We start from the raw sequence: 18,433 nt of genomic DNA on the forward strand, positions 1-18,433 counted from the left end.
TTAACCCGGCAATGCAGTAGGCTGATCGCCATTCCATAACAATAAATTTCAGGCCGTTGTATGAGCCACGAATTGAATCAGCTGCGAAAGTTCGTTTCCCCCGAGATCATCTTTGGCGCCGGCTCCCGGCATAACGTCGGCAATTACGCCAAGACCTTCGGTGCACGCAAGGTGCTGGTCGTCTCCGATCCCGGTGTGGTTGCTGCGGGCTGGGCTGGCGACGTCGAGGCCAGCTTGCAGGCCCAGGGCATCGCCTACTGCCTGTACACCAAGGTGTCGCCCAACCCGCGCGTGGAAGAGGTGATGGAGGGCGCCGAGCTGTATCGCAGCGAAGGTTGCAACGCCATTGTCGCGGTCGGTGGCGGCAGCCCGATGGACTGCGCCAAGGGCATCGGTATCGTCGTCGCCCACGGTCGCAGCATTCTCGAATTCGAAGGCGTGGACACCATTCGCGTGCCCAGCCCTCCGCTGATCCTGATCCCGACCACCGCCGGCACCTCGGCCGACGTGTCGCAGTTCGTGATCATCTCCAACCAGCAGGAGCGGATGAAGTTCTCCATCGTCAGCAAGGCAGTGGTGCCGGACGTGTCGCTGATTGATCCGGAAACCACCCTGAGCATGGATCCGTTCTTGTCGGCCTGCACCGGCATCGACGCCATGGTGCACGCCATCGAAGCGTTCGTTTCCACTGGCCACGGCCCGCTGACCGACCCGCACGCGCTGGAAGCCATGCGCCTGATCAACGGCAACCTGGTGCAGATGATCGCCAACCCGGGCGATATCGCCCTGCGCGAGAAGATCATGCTCGGCAGCATGCAGGCTGGTCTGGCGTTCTCCAACGCGATTCTTGGCGCGGTGCATGCCATGAGTCACAGCCTCGGTGGCTACCTCGACTTGCCGCACGGCCTGTGCAATGCGGTGCTGGTCGAGCACGTGGTGGCGTTCAATTACAGCGCGGCGCCGGAGCGTTTCAAGGTCATCGCCGAAACCCTCGGCATCGACTGCCGTGGGCTCAACCATGCGCAGATTCGCCAGCGCCTGGTCGAGCACCTGATCGCCTTCAAGCACGCCATGGGCTTCCGTGAGACGCTCAGTCTGCACGGCGTCAGTACCTCTGACATTCCGTTCTTGTCCAGCCATGCGATGGACGACCCGTGCATCCTCACCAATCCGCGTGAATCGACCCAGCGTGATGTCGAGGTGGTGTATGGCGAGGCGCTCTGACGAAGCGCTTGCCGGGCTGCTGGGGCTCGGCAGCCAGTCGGCGCGCAAGAGTCATTACCCCGAGCTGCTGGCGCGCCTGGAAGAGCTGGAAGTTGAGCGCAATCGCTATAAATGGCTGTTCGAACACGCCGTGCACGGGATCATCCAGGCCAGCCTGCAGGACGGTGTACTGGCGGCCAATCCGGCGATGGCGCGCATGCTCGGTTATGACGACCCGCAGCAGGTGCTGTGGTCGCCGGGCGATCTGGCTCGGCACCTGTTCGTGGGCGGCTTCGACGAGCTGGAGGTGATTCGCCAGGGGCTGAGCCAGGGCCAGGCTCTGCTCGGCTACGAGACGCGCCTGCGCAGGCGCGATGGCAGCACCATCGACGTGCTGATGAACCTGCTGCTCAAGCCTGAAGGCGAGGGCATCTTCGAAGGCTTCGTCGCTGATATCACCGAGCGCAAGCAGGCGCAGCAGCGCCTGCAACAACTCAATGACGAACTGGAGCGCCGCGTCGCGGCGCGTACCTTCGAGCTGCTCGAATCCAACCGCAACCTGCATCGGCAGATCGAGGAGCGCGAGCGCATCGAACTGGCCCTGCGCGAGGCGCGTGACGCGGCCGAAGCGGCCAACCATAGCAAGGACAAGTACCTGGCCGCAGCCAGCCACGATCTGTTGCAACCGCTGAATGCCGCGCGTTTGCTGATCTCCACATTGCGTGAGCGCGAGTTGCCGAGCGCCGAGCAGAATCTGGTGGAGCGCAGTCACCTGGCCCTGGAAGGCGCCGAGGATCTGCTGGCGGATCTGCTGGATATTTCCAAGCTGGATCAGGCGGCGATCAAGCCGGATCTCGATGTCTATCGCCTTGAGGAGTTGCTCGCTCCGCTGGCGTCTGAGTTCGACAGCGTGGCGTCGGCCAGTGGTTTGCGCCTGCGCGCGCGAATTGCCAGTTATGCGGTGCATACCGATTTCCGCTTGCTGACGCGCATCCTGCGCAATTTCCTCAGCAACGCCTGCCGTTACACCGAGCGTGGCGGCGTGCTGCTTGGTGCGCGGCGCCGTGGCGAGTTTGTCGAGTTGCAGGTGTGGGATAGCGGGCGCGGCATCGCGGCCGATCAACTGGACAACATCTTTCTCGAGTTCAGCCAGCTTGAGGTCGGGCGTGCGGCCGAGCGCAAGGGTGTCGGCCTGGGCCTGGCCATTGTCGAGCGCATCGCGCGCATGCTGGGCTACCCGGTGCAGGTGCGCTCGCAACCGGGGCGTGGGTCGGTCTTCAGCATCCGCGTGCCGCTGGCGCATGCCAAGCCGCAGCGCCAGGTGCTGTCCGTGGCGCAGCCGGTCCTCGGCAACCCCCTGCCGGGGAGGCGCCTGTTGGTGATCGATAACGAAGTCGACATCCTGCACAGCATGCAGGCGCTGCTCGGGCAGTGGGGCTGCGAGGTGGTGACGGCTGTCGATTTGAACGAGGCCCTGCAGCGTCTGCAGGGCAGAGCGCCAGAGGTGATTCTGGCGGATTTTCACCTCGATCACGGCGTGCTCGGTTGTCAGGTGATTCAGCAGCTACGTGATGAGTTTTCCAGGCCGATTCCGGCGCTGATCATCAGCGCTGATCGCAGCGATGACTGTCGTCGCGAATTGCAGGCACTGGGTGCGCCTTTGCTGAACAAACCGGTCAAACCAGGCAAGCTGCGTGCGGTGCTCAGCCAGCTTTTGATGGAAACGTGAACGCGCGCAGACTGGTGGAGTGAACCTGGGCGATTTGGATGCTGTCTATTGGCTACCTCGTCCCTCAGGAGATAACCACAATGACAATTTCCATGAACCCCGTTATGCGCCGTCTGGCAGCTATTACTGCGCTGTTTCACCTGCTGCTGGTGGTGCAGATTCCTGCCGCGAATGCGGCGATGGTCGGCACTCACGAGGTGATCGCCGAGCAGCAGCACAAGGTGGATCAGGAACAGTTGATGGCGATGCTCGATGACGAGCAGGTGAAGGAGAAACTGGTATCGATGGGCGTCGACCGTGATCAGGTCGAGTCGCGTATCGCCAGCCTGACCCCGGCCGAACTGGTGCAGTTCAACCAGCAGTTGGATCAGGCACCAGCCGGTGCGGGTGTTGTCGGTATCATCGTGTTGTTTCTGGTGATCTTCATCATCACTGATATGCTGTGCGCCACCAACATCTTCAATTTCGTCAAATGCATAAATCGCTGATTCGCCTCTGCTGTATCGCATCGATCGTTCTACTCACAGCCTGCGCTCGCTCCCCGGTGTTATCACCGGTGGGCGAGCGTTTGCCTGAGCGGGTGGAACTCACCGACGTTCCCTTCTTCCCCCAGGACGCCTATCAGTGCGGCCCGGCCGCTTTGGCCACCATGCTCAACCAGCGTGGCGTGCTGACTACGCCCGGTGCGCTCAAGGACAAGGTCTACATCCCCAGCCGTGAAGGCAGCCTGCAGGTGGAGATGGTCGCCGCCGCACGCAATCACGAAATGCTGGTGTATCCGTTGCAGCCACGCCTGGAGGCGGTGCTCGCCGAGGTGGCCGCCGGCAACCCGGTGCTGGTGCTGCAGAACCTGGCATTCGACTGGTATCCGCAATGGCACTTCGCGGTGGTGGTGGGTTACGACCGCCGCGAGCGCACGCTGATTTTGCGCTCGGCCACCACGCGCAGGCTCGAAGACAGCTTCAACAGCTTCGACAGAACCTGGGCACGCGGTGGTCGCTGGGCGGTAGTGACCCTGCCACCGGAACGCTTGCCGGCACAGGCCGACATGCATGTCTGGATGAAGGCTGCCAACGACCTTGAGCAAACTGGCAATGCTCAGCCGGCTCGGCGCGCCTATCGCCGCGCTGCCGAGGCCTGGCCGGAGCAGTCATTGCCCTGGTTCGCCCTGAGCAACAGCCGCTATGCCGATGGCGACCGCAAGGGCGCCGAGCAGGCATTGCGTGAAAGTCTCAAGCGCGAGCCGGGTTTTGCTGCGGGTTGGTTCAACCTGTCGCAAGTACTGGGTGAGCAGGGGTGTGCTGCTGAGGCGCAGCAGGCCCAGGCCTGCGCACAGCGTCTGGCGCCGGAGGATGGGCGCTTCGCCGCATCGCCGAAAGCCAGTGGTTCTGGAGGGCAGTGTCAGGTCTTGCCGACCTGTCCGTGATGCAAAAGAAAACGGCGCCCGAGGGCGCCGTTTTCTTTGATGGACGGGATTACACGCCGAGCTTGTCACGCAGCGTGTAGTACCAAGCGCCGAGGGCGCTGAAGGGTACCTGGAACATCCGCCCGCCAGGGAAGGGGTAGTGCGGCAACCCGGCGAAGGCATCGAAACGCTCGGCCTGGCCGCGCAGTGCTTCTGCCAGAACCTTGCCTGCCAGGTGCGTGTAGGTCACGCCATGGCCGCTGCAACCTTGCGAGTAGTAGATGTTGTCGCCGATACGACCGACCTGCGGCAGGCGCGACAGCGTCAGCAGGAAGTTGCCGGTCCAGGCGAAGTCGATCTTCACGTCCTTCAGTTGCGGGAAGGTCTTGAGCATCTTCGGCCGGATGATCGCTTCGATGTTGGCCGGGTCGCGCGCGCCGTAGACCACGCCACCGCCGTAGATCAGGCGCTTGTCGCCAGTCAGGCGGTAGTAGTCGAGCAGGTAGTTGCAGTCTTCCACGCAGTAGTCCTGCGGCAGCAGGCTTGCGGCGACCTCATCGGACAGTGGCTCGGTAGTGATCACCTGAGTGCCGCACGGCATCGATTTGGAGGCCAGCTCCGGCACCAGATTGCCCAGGTAGGCGTTACCGGCGACCACCACGAATTTGGCTTTGATACGGCCTTCCGGAGTGTGCACCACCGGGTTGGCGCCGCGCTCGATGCGCGTGGCCGGGGACTGTTCATAGATCACCCCGCCCAGCGATTCCACTGCAGCGGCTTCACCCAAAGCCAGGTTTAGCGGATGGATATGCCCACCGCTCATGTCTAGCATGCCGCCGACATAATTCTCGGTAGCAACCACTTCGCGAATACGCTTGGCGTCCATCAGCTCCAGCTGGGTATGGCCGTAGCGCTCCCACAGCTTCTTCTGCGATTCCAGGTGGCCCATCTGCTTGCTGGTCAGCGCGGCGAATACGCCGCCATCCTTCAGGTCGCACTGGATGTCGTACTTGGCGATGCGCTCACGAATGATGCGGCCGCCCTCGAACGCCATCTGCCCGAGCAGTTGCGCCTGCTTGGGGCCGACCGTGCGTTCGATCACGTCGATGTCGCGGCTGTAGCTGTTGACGATCTGCCCGCCGTTGCGGCCGGAAGCGCCAAAGCCAACCTTGGCCGCCTCGACGATGCTGACCTTGAAACCGTTTTCCAGCAGAAACAGTGCAGTGGACAGGCCGGTGTAACCCGCGCCGATGATGCACACATCGGTGTCCACCTCGCCTTGCAGGGCAGGGCGTTGCGGGACGGGGTTGGCTGAAGCGGCGTAATAGGATTGTGGATATGCCGTGTGCGCCATCTTGAACCTCTGTTCTTTATTTTTTACGAATGATTCGATGCTACCTGAGTTGAAAATAGCCGGCTAGTGCCCGTGCAAAATATTCAACGATCCGATTTCGATAAAAAATTGGCCTATTTCAGTGAGTTAGCGAAAAAATCTGTTGACGGCCAAAAAGATCTGCGTAGAATGCGCACCCATCGAAGGCACATAGCTCAGTTGGTTAGAGCACCACCTTGACATGGTGGGGGTCGTTGGTTCGAGTCCAATTGTGCCTACCAAATCGATAAAAAGGGGTCGCTAAGCGACCCCTTTTTTATTGCTCGAATTTTTCGAGCAGGCTTTGCGTGTTTGTTGCAAATGGTTGCTTGTCAGGGCTCAGGCTTTCTGAAAGCATCCGCACTCTTTACTTCCAGTGACTTGGTTCGGTCTGGTTGGCCTTTGGGCTCCTGCCATTGTTAGGCGGGTATACCGCCGAATCGCTTCCTGGCTCATCCCAACCCACGTGACCTTTGGTAGGGGTCACCACTAGGAGAGGAGGCGCCATGCCCATCATTACTCTTCCCGACGGCAGTCAACGTTCGTTCGATCATCCGGTATCCGTGCTGGAGGTTGCTCAATCCATTGGTGCGGGTCTGGCCAAGGCCACTCTGGCTGGCAAGGTAAACGGCAAGCAGGTCGATGCCTGTGACGTGATCGATACCGATGCCACCTTGCAGATCATCACGCCGAAGGACGAAGAGGGGCTGGAGATCATCCGCCACTCCTGTGCTCACCTGGTTGGGCATGCAGTCAAGCAGCTGTATCCGAACGCCAAGATGGTGATCGGGCCAGTCATTGACGAAGGCTTCTATTACGACATCGCCATCGATCGTCCTTTCACGCCAGAAGACATGGCAGCCATCGAAAAGCGCATGGCCGAGTTGATCGAGAAGGACTACGACGTCATCAAGAAGATGACTCCGCGCGCCGAGGTCATCGAGCTGTTCAAGTCCCGTGGCGAGGAATACAAGCTGCGTCTGATCGACGACATGCCGGACGAAACGGCCATGGGTCTGTACTTCCATGAAGAGTACGTCGACATGTGCCGTGGTCCGCACGTGCCGAACACGCGCTTCCTCAAGGCATTCAAGCTAACCCGTATTTCCGGTGCTTACTGGCGCGGTGACTCGAAGAACGAGCAACTGCAGCGTGTTTACGGCACTGCCTGGGCGGACAAGAAGCAGCTGGCTGCTTATATCCAGCGCATCGAAGAGGCTGAAAAACGCGATCACCGTCGCATCGGCAAGCAGCTGGATCTGTTCCACCTGCAGGAAGAAGCGCCGGGCATGGTTTTCTGGCACCCCAATGGCTGGACTGTCTACCAGGTGCTGGAGCAGTACATGCGTCAGGTGCAGCGCGAGAACGGCTATGTGGAGGTGCGCACGCCGCAGGTGGTCGATCGCATCCTGTGGGAGCGTTCCGGGCACTGGTCCAACTACGCTGAAAACATGTTCACCACGGCTTCAGAAAACCGCGACTACGCGGTGAAGCCGATGAACTGCCCGTGCCACGTGCAGATCTTCAACCAGGGCCTGAAGTCCTACCGCGACCTGCCGCTGCGCCTGGCCGAGTTCGGTGCTTGCCACCGCAATGAGCCGTCCGGCGCGCTGCACGGCATCATGCGTGTGCGTGGCTTCGTGCAGGACGATGCGCATATCTTCTGCACTGAAGATCAGGTGAAGAAGGAAGCGGCCGATTTCATCAAGCTGACCCTGCAGGTCTACTCGGACTTCGGCTTCACCGATATCGCCATGAAGCTATCGACTCGCCCGGCCAAGCGCGTGGGCTCCGATGAGTTGTGGGATCGCGCCGAGGGCGCGCTGGCCGAAGCGCTGAACGAATCCGGCCTGGCCTGGGAATATCAGCCGGGCGAGGGCGCCTTCTACGGTCCGAAGATTGAGTTCACCCTGCGTGACTGCCTGGGTCGTAACTGGCAGTGCGGTACGCTGCAGTACGATCCGAACCTGCCTGAGCGTCTGGATGCCAGCTACATCGCCGAAGACAACAACCGCAAACGCCCGGTCATGTTGCACCGCGCGATCCTCGGTTCGTTCGAGCGCTTCATCGGTATGCTGATCGAGCACTACGCCGGTTCCTTCCCGGCTTGGCTCGCTCCGATCCAGGCGGTGATCATGAATATCACCGACAAGCAGGCCGATTTTGCCCGTGAAGTCGAGAAAACTCTCAATCAAAGCGGTTTTCGTGCCAAGGTTGACTTGAGAAACGAAAAGATCGGCTTTAAAATCCGCGAGCATACCTTGCTCAAGGTTCCCTATCTCTTGGTTATTGGAGATCGGGAGGTCGAGACTCGATCCGTTGCTGTCCGTACCCGTGAAGGCGTCGATCTGGGCTCTCTGCCCATCGAGCAGTTCGCCGCACAGTTGCAGCAAGCGGTTTCCCGGCGTGGTCGCCAAGATTTGGAGTAATAACTATTAAGCGTGAAATGAGACAGGACAAGCGGGCCGCCCCTAAGGCGCCGATCAACGAAAACATCACCGCTCGCGAAGTGCGCCTGATTGGCGCTGACGGCGAGCAGGTCGGTATTGTTTCGATCGATGAGGCATTGCGCGTGGCTGAAGAAGCCAAGCTGGATCTGGTAGAGATCTCAGCTGATGCAGTGCCACCCGTTTGCCGCATCATGGACTACGGCAAGCACCTGTTCGAGAAGAAGAAGCAGGCTGCTATCGCCAAGAAGAATCAGCACCAGCAGCAGATCAAAGAAATCAAGTTTCGTCCAGGGACGGAAGAAGGGGATTACCAGGTAAAACTACGCAACCTGGTACGTTTCCTTGAAGATGGGGACAAGGCCAAGGTATCTCTGAGATTCCGCGGTCGTGAGATGGCTCACCAGGAGCTGGGTATGGAGCTGCTCAAGCGGGTCGAACAAGACCTGATCGAGCTTGGCACCGTAGAACAGCATCCTAAGCTGGAAGGACGCCAGCTGATGATGGTTATCGCACCCAAGAAGCGTAAATAATCTACCGGGCACTGGCAGGCCTGATGGTTATCAGTAGTTAATGAATGCGGAGTACAAAACATGCCAAAAATGAAAACCAAGAGCGGTGCTGCAAAGCGCTTCCTGAAGACTGCTACAGGCTTCAAGCACAAGCACGCTTTCAAGAGCCACATCCTGACCAAGATGTCCACGAAACGTAAGCGCCAGCTGCGTGGCAGTTCGCTGATCGGTCCGTCGGACAAAGCTAAAGTCGAGCGCATGCTGCGCGTTCGTTAATTCGGTCAAGATACTTAGAGGTAATTACTCATGGCTCGTGTTAAGCGTGGCGTTATCGCTCGTGCTCGTCACAAAAAGATTCTGAAACTGGCTAAAGGCTACTACGGCGCTCGTTCGCGCGTGTTCCGTGTTGCCAAGCAGGCTGTCATCAAGGCTGGTCAATATGCCTACCGTGACCGTCGTCAGAAAAAACGTCAGTTCCGCGCACTGTGGATCGCTCGTATCAACGCTGGTGCTCGCGTCAACGGTCTGTCCTACAGCCGTCTGATCGCTGGCCTGAAGAAAGCGTCGATCGAAATCGACCGTAAGGTTCTGGCTGATCTGGCAGTGAACGAAAAAGCGGCGTTTGCTGCGATTGTCGAGAAAGCTAAGGCCGTTCTGGCTTAAGTCCCCCGACAATCACCGGGTTCGCCCGGTGGCAACGTCAAAGATAGGGGAAGAGCCTTAACAGCTCTTCCCCTATTTCGTATCTGGAGTCTGTAAATGGAAAATCTGGATGCATTGGTCTCGCAAGCGCTTGAGGCCGTGCAACGAAGTGAAGATGTCAATGCCCTGGAACAGCTCCGGGTTCAGTACCTTGGCAAGAAAGGCGAACTGACCGCCCTGATGCAGACTCTGGGCAAGCTGTCGGCCGAAGAGCGGCCACAGGCTGGCGCCCTGATCAACACTGCCAAGAATCAAGTGCAAGACGCCCTGAATGCCCGCAAATCCGTGCTTGAGCAGGCCCTGCTCGCCGAGAAGCTGGCGTCCGAGCGGATTGACGTGACCCTGCCTGGTCGTGGCCAGGCATCCGGTGGTCTGCACCCGGTCACTCGCACGCTCGAGCGTGTCGAGCAGTTCTTCACCCATATCGGCTACAACGTGGCTGAGGGTCCGGAAGTCGAAGACGACTACCACAACTTCGAGGCGCTCAACATCCCTGGCCACCACCCGGCGCGGGCGATGCACGACACCTTCTATTTCAACGCGAACATGCTGCTACGCACCCACACCTCGCCGGTGCAGGTGCGCACCATGGAATCGCAGCAGCCGCCGATCCGTATCGTTTGCCCTGGTCGTGTGTATCGCTGCGACTCCGATATCACCCACTCGCCGATGTTCCACCAGGTCGAAGGCCTGCTGGTCGACGAGGACATCAGCTTCGCTGACCTCAAGGGCACCATCGAGGAATTCCTCCGCGTGTTCTTCGAAAAACCACTGGGTGTGCGTTTCCGTCCATCCTTCTTCCCCTTCACCGAGCCGTCGGCCGAAGTCGACATGCAGTGCGTGATGTGCAGCGGCAAGGGCTGCCGCGTGTGCAAGCAGACCGGTTGGCTGGAAGTGATGGGCTGCGGCATGGTCCACCCGAACGTGCTGCGCATGAGTGGCATCGATCCGGAGAAATACTCCGGCTTCGCCTTCGGCATGGGTGTCGAGCGCCTGGCCATGCTGCGCTATGGCGTCAATGACTTGCGCCTGTTCTTCGATAACGACCTGCGGTTCCTGGCGCAATTTCGCTAGCAGCCGCCCCTCGTGATCGAATTCGTTTAAGGAGAACAGACAACATGAAATTCAGTGAGCAATGGCTGCGCAGTTGGGTGAATCCCGACGTATCCCGCGAGGATCTGGTCGCACGCCTGTCCATGGTCGGCCTCGAAGTCGACGCGGTACAACCGGTGGCCGGCGCCTTCAGTGGCATCGTGGTCGGTGAGATCCTCAGCGCCGAACAACACCCGGACGCTGACAAGCTGCGCGTATGCCAGGTGAGCAATGGTGCCGAGACCTTCCAGGTCGTCTGCGGCGCGCCCAATGCCCGTACCGGCATCAAGATTCCGTTCGCCATGATCGGTGCCGAACTGCCGGGCGACTTCAAGATCAAGAAGGCCAAACTGCGCGGTGTCGAATCCCAGGGCATGCTGTGCTCGGCTTCCGAGCTGCAGATCAGTGACGACAACAGCGGCCTGATGGAACTGGCGGCCGATGCGCCGGTAGGTAACGACATTCGCTCCTACCTGCAACTGGACGACGCCAGCATCGAGATCGGCCTGACCCCTAACCGTGGTGACTGCCTGTCGCTCGCCGGTCTGGCTCGGGAAGTCGGCGCCATGTACAGCGCTTCCGTTTCGCCAGTCGCTATCGACGCCGTTGCGCCTGCGCATGACGAAGTGCGTCCTGTCGAGGTGCTCGCGCCCAAGGCTTGCCCGCGTTACCTCGGTCGCGTGGTGCGTAACGTTGACCTGTCTCGCCCGACCCCGCTGTGGATGGTCGAGCGCCTGCGTCGTTCCGATATTCGCAGTATCGATGCGGCGGTGGACATCACCAACTACGTGATGCTCGAGCTGGGCCAGCCGATGCACGCCTTCGACCTCGCCGAAATCAATGGCGGCATTCGCGTGCGCATGGCTGAAGAGGGCGAGAAGCTGGTGTTGCTCGACGCTCAGGAAGTCAGCCTGCGTGCCGATACTCTCGTCATCGCTGATCATGGCCGCGCGCTGGCCATCGCCGGCGTGATGGGCGGTGAGCATAGCGGTGTGAGCGACAATACCCGCGATCTGTTCCTAGAAAGCGCCTTCTTCGACAATATCGCTGTCGCTGGTAAGGCTCGTTCCTACGGCTTGCATACTGACGCGTCGCACCGCTTCGAACGTGGTGTGGACTCGCAGCTGGCACGCAAGGCAATAGAGCGTGCTACTGCGCTGCTGCTGGAAATCGTCGGCGGCGAAGCAGGCCCGATCATCGAGGCGAGTAGCGAGGCGGACCTGCCGAGCGTGGCGCCGATCACTCTGCGTGCCGAGCGTATCAGCCAGATGTTGGGCATGGACATGGACGGCGCCGAGGTCGAGCGTCTGCTCACTGCACTGGGGCTGGGCGTCAGCGCTCAGGGTGCCGGCCAGTGGCTGGTCAGCGTGCCGAGTCATCGCTTCGACATCAGCCTAGAAGTGGACCTGATCGAAGAGCTGGGTCGCCTGTATGGCTACAACCGTCTGCCCGTGCGTTACCCGCAAGCTCGCCTGGCGCCGCAGACCAAGGCAGAAGCGCGTGGCGAGCTGCCGGCGCTGCGCCGTTTACTAGTCGCCCGTGGTTATCAGGAAGCGATTACCTACAGCTTCATCGACCCGAAGCTCTTCGAACTGTTCACTCCAGGCGTAGAGCCGCTGCAACTGGCCAATCCGATCTCTGCCGATATGGCCGCCATGCGTTCCTCGCTGTGGCCGGGTCTGGTCAAGGCACTACAGCACAACCTCAATCGCCAGCAGTCGCGCGTGCGTCTGTTCGAGAGCGGCCTGCGTTTTGTTGGTCAGCTGGAAGGTCTGCAGCAAGAGGCCATGCTCGCTGGCGTGATCACCGGCAGCCGCCTGCCCGAAGGTTGGGCCAACAGTCGTGATAGCGTCGACTTCTATGATCTGAAGGCCGATGTCGAGGCGCTGCTGGGTTATGCCGGTGCAGCTGATGCTTTCAGCTTCGTGCCGGGCGAGCATCCTGCTCTGCATCCGGGCCAGACTGCTCGCATCGAACGGGAAGGGCGCCTGGTCGGTTTCATGGGGGCTCTGCATCCTGAGCTCACCAAGACATTGGGCCTGGATCAGTCGGTGTTTCTCTTCGAGCTGGTGCTGGCTGAAGTGGCTGCTGGCCGCATGCCGGCGTTCAGCGAGTTGTCGCGCTTCCCTGAAGTGCGTCGCGACCTGGCGCTGCTGGTCGATCGCGAGCAGCCGGCCGAGGCTGTGCTGGGCGCAATCCGTGAAACGGCGGGAGAATGGCTGACAGACCTCAAGCTATTTGACGTCTATCACGGTAAAGGCATTGATCCGCTTAGAAAAAGCCTTGCCGTCGGCTTGACCTGGCAACATCCATCGCGCACTCTTAATGACGATGAGGTGAGTACTACTACGCAAAATATCCTCACCTGCCTCGAACAAAGGTTCAACGCCACGTTAAGGAAGTAGCGTATGGGGGCTCTGACGAAAGCTGAGATGGCGGAACGTCTGTATGAAGAGCTCGGCCTGAACAAACGAGAAGCCAAGGAACTGGTGGAGCTGTTTTTTGAAGAGATCCGCCAGGCTCTTGAGCTGAACGAACAGGTCAAGCTGTCCGGGTTCGGCAACTTCGACTTGCGCGATAAGCGCCAGCGACCCGGCCGTAACCCGAAAACAGGGGAAGAGATTCCAATCACGGCTCGCCGTGTGGTCACTTTTCGTCCAGGGCAAAAATTGAAAGCCAGGGTCGAGGCCTATGCTGGAACCAAGTCATAACGACGAACTACCGGCAATTCCCGGCAAACGCTACTTCACCATTGGTGAGGTCAGTGAACTCTGCGCGGTCAAGCCCCACGTTCTACGTTACTGGGAGCAGGAATTCCCACAGCTGAATCCGGTAAAACGGCGGGGCAACCGTCGCTATTACCAGCGTCAGGATGTGCTGATGATTCGGCAGATTCGTGCGCTTCTGTACGATCAAGGCTTCACCATCGGTGGCGCACGTCAGCGCCTTTCTGGTGACGAAGCCAAAGACGACACCACTCAGTATCGTCAGTTGATCAAACAGATGATCGCCGAGCTCGAGGACGTTTTGCACGTGCTGAAGAAGTAGGGCCAAGAAAAAGTTGCCTTATTTCAAAAGCTTAATGTATAGTTCTTCCCGCTTTCGGTCATCCGGAAGCATTGTCGGGGCGTAGCGCAGCCCGGTAGCGCACTTGCATGGGGTGCAAGGGGTCGAGTGTTCGAATCACTCCGTCCCGACCAAAAAACCCTAAAAAATCCAGTCACTTAGCGGTGTCTGGATTTTTTTATTTCTGCCCTCGGCAAAATTCCAGCAAAATTCCAGCAAAACCCCTCTCTTGGACGCCGGGTGCTTTCTTAGTACGCCGACCAGGTGATGCCTACCCCTCAACGGTTTTGGTCAAGGAAGCTGCATGGATAGCCTGTTCGCATCTCTGTCGCCAGAGGAGCTCTATGAGCACCTCCAATCCATGGATGATGTTGAGAAGTCAGTCCGGCTGGTTCGAAACAGTCTATTGCTGCCGCCCCTCAGTAATGTCTACAAGCTGCTGCATACATCACGTGAGGCGGTTTGGGATGGAATGAGGGCTGAAATGCCATTCTTGCCTGTCGCCAAGACGATATCCAAGGCCTGGGGCAGTCCCGGCGCGCGTCTTGGGCGTAGCGCTTCTATTCGAATGATGCGGGCAGCACAGAGCAGAGGGATGGCTGGCGCTCTCTCTGAATTTCTCGATCTGGATTACCTTTGGCCTCCCGGCAATGAATGGGCTGGATTGTTTGCCAGTGATTTTTTCTCTCAGGATATCTCTAAGAAATTTTGGATTGGCTTCGTCAAGGAGGCGATGCACCTCAATGCAATAGAGCTTCATCCGGATCTTGGTCGGTTGAGGCAGTGGGAGGCCTATGCGCACTCCTCGACAGTGAATCGTTTTGGCTGTCCAGCAATGCGGGAGACTTTTTTTGAGCGCTTAGCAGTTCTCACCTCTGATAAGGAGGCTGAGGACGACTCTGTGCTCGACCGTGCGCACGTCGTCGACACTTTTGCTGTACTGATGCGTCTTCTGGCGTGGTGTGTGGCGGATTTAACGATAGAGTTCTGGGAGCAGATTGAGCAGGACGGGATGGCGCATGATATTCCGCTCCAGGAGCTGATACCTGTATTTGATGAGGTCGCTCAGGAGTGGAGTGTTCCTATGCAATCTGCGCTTGATCGTCTGGCCCGGATTGCAGGTTGGCAGCAGGAGCAGAAAGCAACCAGGTTTTTGGGGCAGCTTTGGGGGCGCGAGTTTGGCGTGAACGGTGTCGAATCTCGCATGAGGCTGCTGCGCTACTGGGTGCGACTAAGTAAGGGTCGTCCTGACTTCAAATCATTTTTGGAATTATCCAGGGTGGTGGCGTCTGAAAAGCTTCGCTCGGCTGCTGCTGATAAGCACGGCATCGAGCAGTTTGCATGGTATCAGGCTGTCATCTTGCGAGTTGCTGAGGCCTTATCACTTGTGCGGTTAGGTCTCAGTAGAAAAGGTTACCTGGCTTCTGAGCTCTCAGGACTGATGTCGATTTATCAGCAGGAATTTCTTGCTGCACGTGGCATGCTTGGAAAACCAATCCCGTTTACGTAAATGAATCTGATCGTTCATTTGCATGTGTGCTGATTAGTAATTTCTTCTGTCTTGTCAATTGTAGTGCGCAAGTCGATCTCTCACAGCAGACGGCAAATGCTCAGAAACAGATATGCTAATAGGGTAGGTCGGGGGAGCCCACGAAACTAGGGCTGTTCACGAGACTCCATTCTTAAATAAATATTTGAGTTGTAAGGGGATTAGATGTCGAAAGAAACTTCATTCGATCAATCTTTCTGCTTAAAAACCCTTGAGCGCGTGCTATGGAAGAGTGATTTTGTCGGGGTTCCTGTCTCCGGACAGGCAGCTTTTCGAGAGCAGCTTGTCAGTAAGGCGCTAATGTCTGCTATTTCCATTTTTGATCCGCCATCAGTAACTCTGACAAGCTTTCCTCTTAAGGGTAAAACTGTTTATCGCTTAGCTAGGCATCAAGATGAGTTGGTGCAGCGAAAGCTCAGACTTAACTTAAAGAGGTGTACTTCAGTTATTGTAGAAGGTCGTTCTCAGATCGTTAAAAATCTCAAGCTCCTTTTAGAGGAAGGAGTTCCTTATCGGGTCTATCGCCTGGATATTCGATCATTTTTCGAATCTTTTCAGAAAGGCCACATCCTTGATGTTGTTACAGGCATAAAGAGCTTGAGCCCTCATAGTAAGAAGTTATTTGAATCCCTGCTTGACTCCCATGCAGCAATTGGAGGTAGCGGGGTGCCAAGGGGGCTTTCTATTAGTGCCGTGCTATCGGAATTTTTGATGCGGAGTTTCGATCAGAAGGTTCGATCAGCCAAAGATACATTTTACTATTCACGCTATGTAGATGACATCATTGTTGTGTCGTCTGCAAGAGAAGATGAGATCGTTTTTCTGAGTGAAATGTGCGAGTGGCTACCTCCAGGACTTGAATTAAATCCCGTTAAAAAGAATATTGTTACAGCATCGGCTAGGGTGGAGAAGGAAAGTTCTTTCTTGGCCCCAGCTCTTCTTCAGTTTGATTATCTTGGGTATCAGTTTGTAGTAAAAAATCCTACTAAACACGAAGCAGGAAAAGCGAAGGATGGTGACCTGCATCGAAATGTTAGTGTTGATATCGCAAGAAAAAAAATCAAACGAATAAAAACAAGAATTACTCGATCATTTTTAAGCTTTTCCAAGTCGAATGATTGGGAGTTACTCCGTGATCGGATAGCATTTTTGACGCGAAACTTCAGTGTTTACAACCAGAAGGCTGGTGGTAAGAAAGTTGCCGGTATATATCATAGCTATCCACTGGTCACAGAGGGTGCTGCTGGACTTAAAGAGCTAGATAGGTTTTTAAGAAATGCTGTGCTCTCTAAGAGTGGTCGAATTTTTTCTATAACTAACACTATGATTTCTGCACATCAGAAGCGCCAACTGCTCGCTTTCAGTTTTGTAAGAGGGCATCTTAACCGTAGTTTCATTCATTTCTCTGCAAAAAGAATATCTCAAATCCAGAGCTGCTGGATTTACTAGGGCGAAAAATGAAGAAAAATCGGATTCGTCGCAGCGACTATAACAGGGTTCTGATTACTGAGACCACTCCATTTGAAACTCCAATCATTTTTTCGAATGACGGGCTCTATGATCAGATTGGCGCTCTAGATAGGGTCGGATGCGTGCAGCGTAATATTATTAATTCTCTTATTTTGTATGAGGGTGTCAATAAGTCGCCAAACTCTACTATTCCATATGCATATAAAATTAAGAAGGATTCAAAGAGTTTTAGGCGTCTTGCTCTGATGCATCCGGCCTCTCAGTGGAAAGTAAGAGTTTTTTATGAGAAATATGAGCAATTGATGATTCATTATTGCTCTGTAAGTCCTGCATCTATTCGGGCGCCTAAAGCTGTTGCAAGTAGCTATTATTCAAAAAGTTCTTGGGAGAATATTCATAAGTATAAAACTGGCTCCATTGTTCTGGAAGGTGCCGATAGGTATGCAAAGCATGCCCCTTCATTTTTTTCGTATCGCGGATATGACCGACTTTATAAGTTTTTTAATTCGAGAGATTATCTTGTTTTAGAGAAGAGATTTTCTTTCTTAAAGACGCTTGATGTTACTAAATGCTTCGATAGCATTTATACGCACTGCCTGTCCTGGGCTGTAAAAGATAAAGCATTTACAAAATCACATGTCTCAGTTTCGTCAACTTTTGCCCAAGAATTTGATGGGGTTATTCGTCATGGAAATCATAATGAAACCAACGGGATCCCAATCGGGCCGGAAGTGAGTAGAGTATTTGCTGAGATACTGTTCCAGGAAATAGATCGGCGAGTAATTCAATCCCTTTCGGATTTAAAATTTAATCAGGATTATGAGTTTCGGCGCTACGTGGATGATGTTTTTATATTTGCAAGAACTGAACTTGTTGCGAATAGGGTGCATGACAAATATGCGGATGTTTTAGTTGATTTTAATCTCCACACGAATGCCGCAAAGTCTACATGCATAGGTAGGCCCTTCTCCACATCCAAGGCAAGACTCGTCTATGATGCGGGCCAGCAAGCTAATTCATTTTTTGAAAAGTTCCTGGATCAAGTCGGGGTAGGGGAGCTTCGCCCCAAAAAGGTTCATAATAGATGGAGATTAACAAAAAGCTACATTGATTCAGTAAAAGCTCTATGCCATTCAAGTGACGCTGCCTACGATGAGATTGCCTCGTTCTTGATTTCTGTAATTACTGAGCGAGTCAAGAGACTGGTGAATTACGATGATTCATCTGGTTCTATTGAATCTGATGAGTATGTTGATGCGTTTGTTGTTCTGCTTGATGTATTGTTCTTTCTTTATAGCGTCGCTCCCTCTGTTGGGGCTTCTTACAAACTTAGTACATCGCTGATTCTTGCAGCGCGATTCAGCAAGAAATACCTAGCTGACGGATATCCAACTGTACACCAGAAGATTTTCGACCTTACTTGCTCGCTGCTGTATGATCAATCTGGGGTAGAGCATGCTGGTGATATAGAAGGTTTTGTACATCTTGAGTCTTTTAATATCGCGCTAGCAACTCGCGAGCTAGGAGATAATCATCTGCTACCAGCGGAAATTATTGAAAAGCTTTTTGTTGGCTCAGGAAGTTTGACATATTTCGCAATTGTTTCATCTTTATTTTATGTGCGGGATTCCTGTATGTATCAGGAGTTGCGAAACATGTTGTTGATTGCGGCAGGGGAAAAGCTTTCTGATCTTTCTGATATTTTGATGAATAGTGAAAAGGCTCACCTTTTACTGGATCTTCTTGCTTGCCCCTACGTAACTAATAAGCTGAAGGCTACTTGGATAAAAAGTCTCTATAGAGTCCTTCTGTTGCCGCTGACCGAAAACTGACCCAGTAGAGGCTGTTCTGCCGACTGAAAACTGACCCAGGTGTTCAACTGCTTC

General features: G+C 55.9%; 16 protein-coding genes and 2 tRNA genes. 17 read left to right on the plus strand and 1 reads right to left on the minus strand.

What is annotated here, in order from left to right; translation table 11 throughout:
• The first annotated feature begins 60 nt into the window (after positions 1-60).
• From ercA to EGJ86_RS22050, 4 genes are all read left to right on the plus strand, one after another.
• On the plus strand, positions 61-1,224 hold the full coding sequence (gene ercA, locus EGJ86_RS22035; RefSeq protein ID WP_125836633.1) for an alcohol dehydrogenase-like regulatory protein ErcA: 1,164 nt from the start codon (positions 61-63) through the stop codon (positions 1,222-1,224).
• Positions 1,208-2,932 carry a NahK/ErcS family hybrid sensor histidine kinase/response regulator gene (locus EGJ86_RS22040; protein ID WP_125836634.1) on the plus strand — a complete coding sequence of 575 codons (1,725 nt, stop codon included), beginning with the start codon at positions 1,208-1,210 and terminating at the stop codon, positions 2,930-2,932. Before ercA ends, EGJ86_RS22040 begins: the two co-directional genes overlap by 17 nt.
• Positions 2,933-3,012: 80 nt before the next feature.
• Positions 3,013-3,420 (plus strand): PA2779 family protein, encoded by a 408-nt coding sequence (locus EGJ86_RS22045; RefSeq protein WP_125836635.1) that lies wholly within the window; start codon positions 3,013-3,015, stop codon positions 3,418-3,420.
• The gene (locus tag EGJ86_RS22050; RefSeq protein ID WP_372237986.1) at positions 3,405-4,358 is read left to right on the plus strand and encodes a PA2778 family cysteine peptidase; all 954 of its coding nucleotides are present in this window, start codon (positions 3,405-3,407) and stop codon (positions 4,356-4,358) included. The genes EGJ86_RS22045 and EGJ86_RS22050 overlap by 16 nt, the downstream gene beginning before the upstream one ends.
• A gap of 49 nt (positions 4,359-4,407) precedes the next feature.
• Here the strand turns inward: EGJ86_RS22050 and EGJ86_RS22055 are convergent, their stop codons facing one another.
• Positions 4,408-5,691: an FAD-binding oxidoreductase gene (locus EGJ86_RS22055; protein ID WP_125836637.1), complete on the minus strand. Its 1,284-nt coding sequence runs from the start codon at positions 5,689-5,691 to the stop codon at positions 4,408-4,410.
• A gap of 183 nt (positions 5,692-5,874) precedes the next feature.
• Between EGJ86_RS22055 and EGJ86_RS22060 the strand changes: the two genes are divergently transcribed.
• From EGJ86_RS22060 to drt3b, 13 genes are all read left to right on the plus strand, one after another.
• Positions 5,875-5,951 (plus strand) — tRNA-Val (locus EGJ86_RS22060).
• Positions 5,952-6,215: 264 nt separating this feature from the next.
• Positions 6,216-8,138, plus strand: coding sequence for a threonine--tRNA ligase (gene thrS / locus EGJ86_RS22065; protein ID WP_125836638.1), 1,923 nt, complete (start codon positions 6,216-6,218; stop codon positions 8,136-8,138).
• Positions 8,138-8,689: a translation initiation factor IF-3 gene (infC, locus tag EGJ86_RS22070; protein ID WP_177345355.1), complete on the plus strand. Its 552-nt coding sequence runs from the start codon at positions 8,138-8,140 to the stop codon at positions 8,687-8,689. Before thrS ends, infC begins: the two co-directional genes overlap by 1 nt.
• A 60-nt stretch (positions 8,690-8,749) precedes the next feature.
• Positions 8,750-8,944: a 50S ribosomal protein L35 gene (gene rpmI / locus EGJ86_RS22075; RefSeq protein ID WP_003461222.1), complete on the plus strand. Its 195-nt coding sequence runs from the start codon at positions 8,750-8,752 to the stop codon at positions 8,942-8,944.
• A 30-nt stretch (positions 8,945-8,974) separates the two neighbouring features.
• Positions 8,975-9,331, plus strand: a complete 357-nt coding sequence (gene rplT / locus EGJ86_RS22080; RefSeq protein ID WP_003461224.1) for a 50S ribosomal protein L20 — start codon at positions 8,975-8,977, stop codon at positions 9,329-9,331.
• Between the two features lie 96 nt (positions 9,332-9,427).
• Complete coding sequence (pheS, locus tag EGJ86_RS22085) at positions 9,428-10,444, plus strand: phenylalanine--tRNA ligase subunit alpha (RefSeq protein ID WP_017676600.1); 1,017 nt, start codon at positions 9,428-9,430, stop codon at positions 10,442-10,444.
• Between the two features lie 44 nt (positions 10,445-10,488).
• On the plus strand, positions 10,489-12,867 hold the full coding sequence (gene pheT / locus EGJ86_RS22090) for a phenylalanine--tRNA ligase subunit beta (protein WP_125836639.1): 2,379 nt from the start codon (positions 10,489-10,491) through the stop codon (positions 12,865-12,867).
• A gap of 3 nt (positions 12,868-12,870) precedes the next feature.
• On the plus strand, positions 12,871-13,173 hold the full coding sequence (gene ihfA / locus EGJ86_RS22095; protein WP_003243414.1) for an integration host factor subunit alpha: 303 nt from the start codon (positions 12,871-12,873) through the stop codon (positions 13,171-13,173).
• Positions 13,154-13,510, plus strand: a complete 357-nt coding sequence (locus EGJ86_RS22100; RefSeq protein WP_013716019.1) for a MerR family transcriptional regulator — start codon at positions 13,154-13,156, stop codon at positions 13,508-13,510. The genes ihfA and EGJ86_RS22100 overlap by 20 nt, the downstream gene beginning before the upstream one ends.
• A 75-nt stretch (positions 13,511-13,585) precedes the next feature.
• Positions 13,586-13,662: transfer RNA gene (locus EGJ86_RS22105), tRNA-Pro, on the plus strand.
• A 170-nt stretch (positions 13,663-13,832) separates the two neighbouring features.
• The gene (locus tag EGJ86_RS22110) at positions 13,833-15,038 is read left to right on the plus strand and encodes a hypothetical protein (RefSeq protein ID WP_125836640.1); all 1,206 of its coding nucleotides are present in this window, start codon (positions 13,833-13,835) and stop codon (positions 15,036-15,038) included.
• A 204-nt stretch (positions 15,039-15,242) separates the two neighbouring features.
• Positions 15,243-16,526 (plus strand): antiviral reverse transcriptase Drt3a, encoded by a 1,284-nt coding sequence (gene drt3a / locus EGJ86_RS22115; protein ID WP_125836641.1) that lies wholly within the window; start codon positions 15,243-15,245, stop codon positions 16,524-16,526.
• Positions 16,527-16,534: 8 nt separating this feature from the next.
• Positions 16,535-18,379, plus strand: coding sequence for an antiviral reverse transcriptase Drt3b (gene drt3b / locus EGJ86_RS22120; protein ID WP_125836642.1), 1,845 nt, complete (start codon positions 16,535-16,537; stop codon positions 18,377-18,379).
• Positions 18,380-18,433 lie beyond the last annotated feature (54 nt).

The sequence above is a fragment of the Pseudomonas sp. o96-267 genome (assembly GCF_003935465.1).
GTDB classification, from domain to species: Bacteria; Pseudomonadota; Gammaproteobacteria; order Pseudomonadales; family Pseudomonadaceae; genus Aquipseudomonas; species Aquipseudomonas sediminis.

Bases quoted from the DNA above. Each gene is read 5' to 3' on its own strand.
- EGJ86_RS22050 (WP_372237986.1), top strand. From the start codon at position 3,405: ATGCATAAATCGCTGATTCGCCTCTGCTGTATCGCATCGATCGTTCTA.
- pheS (WP_017676600.1), top strand. From the start codon at position 9,428: ATGGAAAATCTGGATGCATTGGTCTCGCAAGCGCTTGAGGCCGTGCAA.
- rpmI (WP_003461222.1), top strand. From the start codon at position 8,750: ATGCCAAAAATGAAAACCAAGAGCGGTGCTGCAAAGCGCTTCCTGAAG.
- EGJ86_RS22055 (WP_125836637.1), bottom strand. From the start codon at position 5,691: ATGGCGCACACGGCATATCCACAATCCTATTACGCCGCTTCAGCCAAC.
- EGJ86_RS22040 (WP_125836634.1), top strand. From the start codon at position 1,208: ATGGCGAGGCGCTCTGACGAAGCGCTTGCCGGGCTGCTGGGGCTCGGC.
- rplT (WP_003461224.1), top strand. From the start codon at position 8,975: ATGGCTCGTGTTAAGCGTGGCGTTATCGCTCGTGCTCGTCACAAAAAG.
- drt3b (WP_125836642.1), top strand. From the start codon at position 16,535: ATGAAGAAAAATCGGATTCGTCGCAGCGACTATAACAGGGTTCTGATT.
- pheT (WP_125836639.1), top strand. From the start codon at position 10,489: ATGAAATTCAGTGAGCAATGGCTGCGCAGTTGGGTGAATCCCGACGTA.
- ercA (WP_125836633.1), top strand. From the start codon at position 61: ATGAGCCACGAATTGAATCAGCTGCGAAAGTTCGTTTCCCCCGAGATC.
- EGJ86_RS22045 (WP_125836635.1), top strand. From the start codon at position 3,013: ATGACAATTTCCATGAACCCCGTTATGCGCCGTCTGGCAGCTATTACT.
- EGJ86_RS22100 (WP_013716019.1), top strand. From the start codon at position 13,154: ATGCTGGAACCAAGTCATAACGACGAACTACCGGCAATTCCCGGCAAA.
- ihfA (WP_003243414.1), top strand. From the start codon at position 12,871: ATGGGGGCTCTGACGAAAGCTGAGATGGCGGAACGTCTGTATGAAGAG.
- EGJ86_RS22110 (WP_125836640.1), top strand. From the start codon at position 13,833: ATGGATAGCCTGTTCGCATCTCTGTCGCCAGAGGAGCTCTATGAGCAC.
- drt3a (WP_125836641.1), top strand. From the start codon at position 15,243: ATGTCGAAAGAAACTTCATTCGATCAATCTTTCTGCTTAAAAACCCTT.
- thrS (WP_125836638.1), top strand. From the start codon at position 6,216: ATGCCCATCATTACTCTTCCCGACGGCAGTCAACGTTCGTTCGATCAT.